We start from the raw sequence: 6,935 nt of genomic DNA on the forward strand, positions 1-6,935 counted from the left end.
GCCCAACGCGACGACGCCTGCGCCAAAGGCCAAACCCGCCGCGCCGAGGTCTACACCAACCTCCTCGAACGCCTCGATCAAACCCCCGCTTGACAGACATCACCCACATAAGCGCTCGCTTGCCGCAAGATCGTGTTCGCCCGTCGCAGTTCACGGTTCTCTCGTTCCAACGCGGCGATCCTCGCCCCGTCGTCGCTGGACACACCTTGGCGGACCCCGCCATCGACCTCGGCCTGGCGGACCCAGTTCCGCAACGCCTCGGGGTGAATCCCCAGCTGTTTGCCGATCCGAGAGATCGCCCCCGCCCGCGACGCCGGATCCCGACGCGCCTCGACCGCCATCCGGGTCGCCCGGTCCTTCAATTCCTCCGAGTACTTCCTCGGTGCTGCCATGACTCCCATCCTTCCCTGTGATGAGAGCCTCCATCAGACCCGGGGCGATGCACTGGCTGGCTGTCCTGACCGAGCTGAAGAACCGGGGTGTCGCCGATGTGCTCATGCTGGTCTGCGACGGTCTGAAGGGCCTGCCGGAGGCGGTCAACACCGTGTGGGACAAGACGGTGGTGCAGACGTCATCTGTGCACCATGGAGGTGGCGGGATGGTCCCGCTGTTGGGCTGCACCGTCACCGTCAGGACCTATGCAAACGAGCACCGTGGGAGGTCCACATGCAGACCCGTTCGGCGGTGGCGGGGCAGGCCCGGTATCGATTGGCCAGCAGGGAGCAGCACGTTCGAGTGCCGAGATGAGGTACCAGGGAACCGGGCCCGCCGCGCGGGGTGCAGGCCATCAGCTGCGGAAGGAGCAGCATGGTCACGTCGATGCCCACCGAGGCGTTCCTCGGTGTTGACTGGGGCGGCAGCGAACATCAACTGTGCGCGGTTGATGACACCGGGGAAGTGCTGATCCGACGTCGGGTCGGGCACACCACGGACGGGCTGCCCGTATTGGACGACACCCTCGCTGAGCTGAGCGTTTTGAGGGTGCGGGTCGCGATCGAACGCGGCGAGGGGCTGCTGGTCGAGCACCTCCAAGCCGCTGGTATCACGGTGTACTGCGTATCGCCGAAACTGTCCTCGCGGGCTAGGGAGCGGTACCGGCTCGCTGATACCAAGAGCGACGCGTTCGACGCGTTCGTCCTGGCCGACACGCTGCGCCAGCAGCACGATCAATGGCGGCCGTTAGCGGCACGTTCGGAACAAACCGCGTTGGTGGCGTCGCTGTCGAGGGACCGCGAACGGATCACGCTGATGCAGCGGGCCGTGGAGTCGAGGCTGCGAGCGACCCTGGAGGCCTACCATCCGGCACCGCTGCACCTGTTCTCTTCCCTGGACCGCGATATCGCGTTGGCGTTCATCCGGGACTACCCGAACCCGGTAGCCGCATCGAGGATGACCGTCGATCGGATGGCCAGGTTCTGTCGCCGTCATCACTACAGCGGACGCGTCGACCCGGCCGTGTTGCTAGCACGAATGCAACCCCATCTGTTGGCCGGCAGCCCGGGCACGACCGCCGGGAAACAGATCATGGCGCTGCACCTGGTCGACCAACTCGAGATGCTCAATCAGCAGGAACGCGACTTCAACGTTCACCTCGCCGCGGCAGTCGCCGCCCACCCCGACGGTGCGTTGTTCACCAGCTTCCCCGGTATCGCCAGCGTGATCGCTGGCGTCATGATCGGTGAATTGGGCGACGATCGGGCCCGGTTCCCCGCCCCCGGCGCCCTGCTCGCGGAGTCCGGTCTGGCACCCGTCACCCGCGCTTCGGGACGCACCCGGCAAGTCCGGTTCCGCTACGCCGCGAACAAGCACCTGCGCCACGCGATCGATTGGTGGATGACCGTGGCAGCCCGCGAGGACCCGTGGAGCAAACAGGTCTACGACCAGGCCCGCGCCGCCGGCCACAGCCGCTACCGCGCCTACCGCGGCCTCGGCGCCCGATGGACCCGCATCCTGTGGCGCGCCTGGACCGACCACCAACCCTTCGACCCCGATCGCGGACACCACACCCCCGCAGGCAACTAAGACCGGACACCTCAAGCCTCGCCGACCCCGCGTCGTCGAGGCACCCCCGTCTGCCACGGTGCAGGGAGGCACCCGACCGCCCAGGTTGACAGCGGGAGTCTGTGTGATCCATCTGCTGCGGAACACGTTCAAGTACGCCGCCCGGCAGAACTGGGACGCGATCGCCCGTGACATCAAGCCGGTCTACACCGCCCCGACCGCGGCTGCGGCCGAGGCTCGGTTCGCCGAGTTCGCCGACATCTGGGGCACCCGGTACCCGGCAGTGATCGGGCTGTGGCGCTCAGCCTGGGAGGAGTTCATCCCCTTCCTGGCCTACGACGTCGAGATCCGCCGCGTCATCTGCACCACGAACGCGATCGAGTCGCTGAACGCCCGCTTCCGGCGGGCCGTCCGGGCCCGTGGCCACTTCCCGACCGACCAAGCCGCCCTGAAGTGCCTCTACCTCGTGGCGCGCTCCCTTGACCCCACCGGCACCGCCAAGAAACGATGGATGAACCGGTGGAAGCCGGCACTGAACGCGTTCGCCATCACCTTCCCGGGCCGCCTCGACCCGGCAGGGAACAACCAGTAAACGCCAGTGCCGCCCACCGTTAATCGGACAGACCCCCAAGGCGCGGACGCGCTACGAATGAGCACCCCAGCGGCTCGAAAGTCTCACTCAGTCAGGTTGTGACTCGAAACCGCTTCTTCGGCGGAGTTTCGAGTTGGACCCCGAGGGGAGTGGGAAGACGATGGCGGATCGCGGCACGGCCAGTGGCGGAGACAGCCTGGGGAAGGGAATCGGGCTGTTGATGGCCCCGATCCTCGGCATCTTGCCGTACGTGCTGCCGGCTGATGCCGTGCCCGACGAGCTGCGTAGCGTCTTCTGGATCGTGCCCTTGCTGATGGTGGGCGTGGCCTACCTGATTCGTCCTGGTGGCGTCTTCGCTCGTGACCGGTTTGGTCCCACTCTGTTGGGTCGGATCATCGCGGGGTTGCTGGGCGTTGTGTACGTGGTCGGCACCGCGCTGCTGCTGTCGACGGAGACCTCGGTGTTCTGGGCCACGCTGGTCGTCGGCTCCCTGTATGCCAGCGCATTGCTGATGGTGCGGGCGGCACACCAGGTCGAGTGGTCAGATGCCGCGCTCAGTCTCGCCACGGTGCTGGGGGGTGTCGCGCTCCTGCTGATGGGTGTCGCGGACTTGCGAGACGGGAACCTGCTGTGGGGTGTCGCGCGCCTGCTGTTGGGTGTCGCGGTCCTGCTGGGGGGTGTCGCGTTCTTGCGAGACGGGAACCTGCTGGTGGGTGTCGCGCTCCTGCTGGGGGGTGTCGCGGTCCTGCTGTTGGGTGTCGCGTTCTTGCGAGACGGGAACCTGCTGTGGGGTGTCGCGCTCCTGCTGTTGGGTGTCGGGGCCCTGCTGGCGGGTGTCGGGGCCCTGCTGTGGGGTGTCGCGCTCCTGCTGGCGGGTGTCGCGCTCCTGCTGGCGGGTGTCGCGGGCTTGCTGGTGGGTGTCGCGAGCTTGCGAGACGGGAACCTGCTGGTGGGTGTCGCGCTCCTGCTGTTGGGTGTCGCGGCCCTGCTGTTTGGGGTCGAAGTCTTGCGAGACGGGTACGGAGCGCCGGGGTGGCGACGCTGGGTCGAACAGGCTGTGAGCCGGCTCACCAGACGGGACGAGGCCGAGGCCCCGGTCAGGCCGGGGGAGGGGCCTCAGGAGGGTGGTGAGTCCGAATGAGTTCGGCGTCTGAGACTGTGGGTCGGGCGTGGGGGCATGCGCGGGTGTCGACCACCGATCAGGATGCGCTGCTCCAGTTCGCGGCGCTGCGTTCTGCGGGGGTCGAGGAGGTGCGGATCATCACTGACCACTGTTCGGGGGCGAGTGCGGAGCGACCCGGGTTGACGGGCTTGTTGGAGCAGTTGCAGCCCGGTGACGTGCTGACGGTGTGGAAGCTGGACCGGTTGGGCAGGTCGGTTTCGCATTTGGTCTCGCTCGTGGACGACCTCGGCCGGCGCGGCGTCGAGTTCCGTTCCCTGACTGAGGCACTGGACACCACGACTCCGGGTGGGCGGCTGCTGTTCCACGTGGTCGCTGCGGTGGCGCAGTTCGAGCGCGAGCTGATCGTGGAACGCACCCGCGCCGCCCTAGCGGCTGCGAGGGCGCAGAACCGACAGCTCGGCCGCCCCAGCCGCGTCAACGAACACCAGTTCCGCCTGATCCACCAGATGGCCGAGGTCGGAACCACGCACGCCGTGATCGCGGCCTCGACGGGTTTGTCCAAGGCCGTCGTCGGCCGCGTGCTGCGCGGCGAGATTGCGTCCCTGGCCCACTTCTCCCGCGATACTGATGGAGCCCTACCCCTGTACGAGGAGCCATCATTATGAGCACCCGCCCCACACCGGATCAGCGTGCAGCGCGCGCTGACGCGCTCGCCCGGATCAAGCACAGCACTGAGATGGAAGGCGGCCACGTCACCCCCGAGACCGAAGCGATTATCCAGCGTTTCGTGGACGGGGAGATCGACGTCGAGGAGATGATCCGCCTGGGCAAGGGGACTCTTCCGTTCTACCCGCGCGACGTCTAGGTCGGGCTGTACGCCATGAGTCAGCTGGAGTTCGTAGATCCCCGGAGCGAGCGCATCTGGACCGCCGGCTGGGACCCTGCCCTGCAGACCGGGTACGCCGGCCACGAGCCGTGGCCGCCGCGTGACGATGCGGAGCTCGTCTACGTGATCGGTACCACCCCTCACGAGGCCGGGACGTTGCCTGACTTTCTGCGCCGCTTGGAAGCTCTGCACGGGGTCACTCCACCGCCCGAAGTCCTCGGTGCGCTGTCGTCGTCGGACATGCAGGCAAGCGACACCTATCTGCGCTTCTGGGATGACGCCATGATCGGAGGGAAGCCCTGGGAAATCGGCACCGAGCACCAGCGGTGGGATGGCAATCTCGACCCAGACACTTGGGACCCCGAGGTGGGAGCGCCGGTGCTGCGCAACCTCGTCGGGGCGCGGACCTACGACGAGCTCCGCCAGGCTGAAGACGTACTCGTGCCGATGCGCGCCGCGGAACTCGCAGACTTGGGACTACCCGCGACTTTCGACCTTGATGGCCTCCGGTCCATCCATCGTCAGCTGTTCCAAGACGTCTACGAGTGGGCGGGGGAGCTGCGCACTGTGGACATGGCCAAGGGCTACTCGAGGTTCGTCGCTGCGGACCAGCTGGAGACTGCCTGGGCGCCGATCAGTGACGCCCTTCGTTACACCGACCTGCTTCGCACCATTCCGGAGAGCGAGTATCCAGGTGCCTTGGCCGAAACCTACGTCGCCGTGCTCGTCGCGCACGTCAGTCGGGAGGGCAACGGTCGCTCTACGCGCGATACTTGAGATTTCCGAGAGGGGTAACCACGGGGGTGGCGGGTGTCTGCTGGGTGGGTAGACAGGCTGCCGGCCCTCTCGCGCGCAGCTGTTCGGTGTCCAACGGGGTGTACTCCATGGACGGCTGAAACAGCTCCCAGCCTGACTGTGACTTCGTCTGCTGAATGGCGGGGTTCTTCGGTCGCTTCGTGGCGGGGTCAGGTGACACCGATGACCAGGGTGCTCTGTGCGGCTTCGATGACGTCGTTGGTGATGGTGTCGAGTTCGTTGATCTTCAGGACCCGCTGGATCTGGGGGAAGAGGCGTTCGAGGAGCCGGAAGTTGCCGCGGGTGATCCGTGCGATGGCTGCGATGGCTTGGGCGTCGGTGAAGTCGTCGGGGTCGAGGGTCTTGCCGAGGGATCGCCAGTGTCGCTCGAGGACGAACAGCAGTTCGTCTTGTCCCAGGGGCCGGTACTGGTGGGCGAAGCCGACTCGGCTGTAGAACTGGGGGTAGTGGCTGAACTGCTTCTCCAGGCCGGGCATGCCGATCAGGATCAGGTCGACGAGGTCGGGCGGAAGGCGGCGGGAGCCGGTGTCCGCCCGTGAGGCTGTCTCCAGTCCGGCGTAGCCGTCGGCGCGGTAGCGGGCGTGCCAGCGCTCCAGGGTCCGCAGCCCTACATCGGTCTCGCGAGCTAAGCGCGCGAGGGGCACCTGGTCCTCGACGTGGAGCCTGAGGATTCGCCACCGCGCTCGAGCGTCCACGACGCACCTACTGCAAGGCGTTCTCGCGCCCGCGCTCGGCGCGCTGAAGGGCGCGGTAGACCGTGGAGCGGCCCACGCTGAACAGCTCGGCCAGCTCGCCCACGGTGTGCTCGTCGGCGGCATGTAGCTGGACGAGGTGAGCTTCTTGCCGGGGGGTGAGTTTCGGTGACTTCCCGCGCAGCCGGCCCTTGGCCTTGGCGACCTTCATCCCCTCGCGGGTGCGGGCACGGATGAGGTCGGCTTCGAATTCGGCGACCATCGCCAGCACGTTGAACAACAGTTTCCCCATCGGGTCGGTCGGGTCGTACACCGATCCGGCGATGCTCAGCTTCACTTCCCGCGCCGCGAGGTCGTCGGCGATCTGGTGGGCATCACGGACTGAACGCGCCAGCCGATCGAGCTTGGTGACCACGAACGTATCGCCGTCCCGACAGGCAGCCAGCGCCTGCCGCAGGCCCTCACGGTCGGCGTTGCGGCCCGTGAGCCCGTGATCGACGTAGATGCGCTTGGGATCGACGCCGAACGCCGCGAGTCCGTCACGCTGCGCGGTCAGGTCCTGCTCGTCGGTGGAGACTCGGGCATAGCCGACCTTCAAGGGGGACATGCTCCCCAGTGTGTCATATAGCCTCCCTTCACCGGACAGTTCACCGGACGGGTCTTACGGGACAGCCCGCCAGGCGTGCCGTCGTTCCTCTTGTCAATCTCCGAAGTCGGCTGCACGGGTGTTCCGAAGTCGTCTTCACTCAACGCTTAGCCCGCGCGAGCGTTCCGCAACAGGGGTTCGATTGCTCCAAAACACCCAGCGTGGGAGTTGCTGCCAGC

At 66.9% G+C, this 6,935-nt stretch carries 7 protein-coding genes and 4 pseudogenes; 7 read left to right on the top strand and 4 right to left on the bottom strand.

Features of this window, described 5'->3' with window-relative positions; genetic code table 11:
• Positions 1-77: 77 nt before the first annotated feature.
• Positions 78-392, bottom strand: a complete 315-nt coding sequence (locus tag ABD774_RS20950; RefSeq protein WP_345045583.1) for a transposase — start codon at positions 390-392, stop codon at positions 78-80.
• A 41-nt stretch (positions 393-433) separates the two neighbouring features.
• Between ABD774_RS20950 and ABD774_RS20955 the strand changes: the two are divergent.
• The 7 genes and pseudogenes from ABD774_RS20955 to ABD774_RS20985 form a co-directional block, all read left to right on the top strand.
• Positions 434-583: pseudogene (locus ABD774_RS20955) on the top strand (transposase); the annotation flags it as partial.
• 224 nt (positions 584-807) lie between these two features.
• Positions 808-2,022 (top strand): IS110 family RNA-guided transposase, encoded by a 1,215-nt coding sequence (locus ABD774_RS20960; protein ID WP_345045586.1) that lies wholly within the window; start codon positions 808-810, stop codon positions 2,020-2,022.
• 79 nt (positions 2,023-2,101) lie between these two features.
• Positions 2,102-2,593: pseudogene (locus ABD774_RS20965) on the top strand (transposase); the annotation flags it as partial.
• Positions 2,594-2,753: 160 nt separating this feature from the next.
• Entirely contained in the window at positions 2,754-3,734 is a 981-nt protein-coding gene (locus ABD774_RS20970; RefSeq protein WP_345045587.1) for a hypothetical protein, read from the top strand.
• A 44-nt stretch (positions 3,735-3,778) separates the two neighbouring features.
• On the top strand, positions 3,779-4,381 hold the full coding sequence (locus tag ABD774_RS20975) for a recombinase family protein (RefSeq protein WP_425554624.1): 603 nt from the start codon (positions 3,779-3,781) through the stop codon (positions 4,379-4,381).
• Entirely contained in the window at positions 4,378-4,581 is a 204-nt protein-coding gene (locus ABD774_RS20980) for an antitoxin VbhA family protein (RefSeq protein ID WP_345045590.1), read from the top strand. The genes ABD774_RS20975 and ABD774_RS20980 overlap by 4 nt, the downstream gene beginning before the upstream one ends.
• Before the next feature lie 15 nt (positions 4,582-4,596).
• Positions 4,597-5,379 (top strand): Fic/DOC family protein, encoded by a 783-nt coding sequence (locus ABD774_RS20985; protein WP_345045593.1) that lies wholly within the window; start codon positions 4,597-4,599, stop codon positions 5,377-5,379.
• A gap of 188 nt (positions 5,380-5,567) precedes the next feature.
• Here ABD774_RS20985 and ABD774_RS20990 read toward each other — a convergent pair.
• The 3 genes and pseudogenes from ABD774_RS20990 to ABD774_RS21000 form a co-directional block, all read right to left on the bottom strand.
• A pseudogene (locus ABD774_RS20990) lies at positions 5,568-5,915 on the bottom strand (TniB family NTP-binding protein); the annotation flags it as partial.
• Between the two features lie 63 nt (positions 5,916-5,978).
• Positions 5,979-6,236 (bottom strand): annotated as a pseudogene (locus ABD774_RS20995) (helix-turn-helix domain-containing protein); the annotation flags it as partial.
• Positions 6,121-6,717, bottom strand: coding sequence for a recombinase family protein (locus ABD774_RS21000; RefSeq protein WP_010534181.1), 597 nt, complete (start codon positions 6,715-6,717; stop codon positions 6,121-6,123). The gene ABD774_RS21000 and the pseudogene ABD774_RS20995, both read right to left, overlap by 116 nt.
• Positions 6,718-6,935: the final 218 nt, after the last annotated feature.

The sequence above is a fragment of the Georgenia daeguensis genome, from assembly GCF_039537705.1.
GTDB lineage: Bacteria > Actinomycetota > Actinomycetes > Actinomycetales > Actinomycetaceae > Georgenia > Georgenia daeguensis.

Bases quoted from the DNA above. Each gene is read 5' to 3' on its own strand.
- ABD774_RS20950 (WP_345045583.1), bottom strand. From the start codon at position 392: ATGGCAGCACCGAGGAAGTACTCGGAGGAATTGAAGGACCGGGCGACC.
- ABD774_RS20960 (WP_345045586.1), top strand. From the start codon at position 808: ATGGTCACGTCGATGCCCACCGAGGCGTTCCTCGGTGTTGACTGGGGC.
- ABD774_RS20970 (WP_345045587.1), top strand. From the start codon at position 2,754: ATGGCGGATCGCGGCACGGCCAGTGGCGGAGACAGCCTGGGGAAGGGA.
- ABD774_RS20980 (WP_345045590.1), top strand. From the start codon at position 4,378: ATGAGCACCCGCCCCACACCGGATCAGCGTGCAGCGCGCGCTGACGCG.
- ABD774_RS20985 (WP_345045593.1), top strand. From the start codon at position 4,597: ATGAGTCAGCTGGAGTTCGTAGATCCCCGGAGCGAGCGCATCTGGACC.
- ABD774_RS21000 (WP_010534181.1), bottom strand. From the start codon at position 6,717: ATGTCCCCCTTGAAGGTCGGCTATGCCCGAGTCTCCACCGACGAGCAG.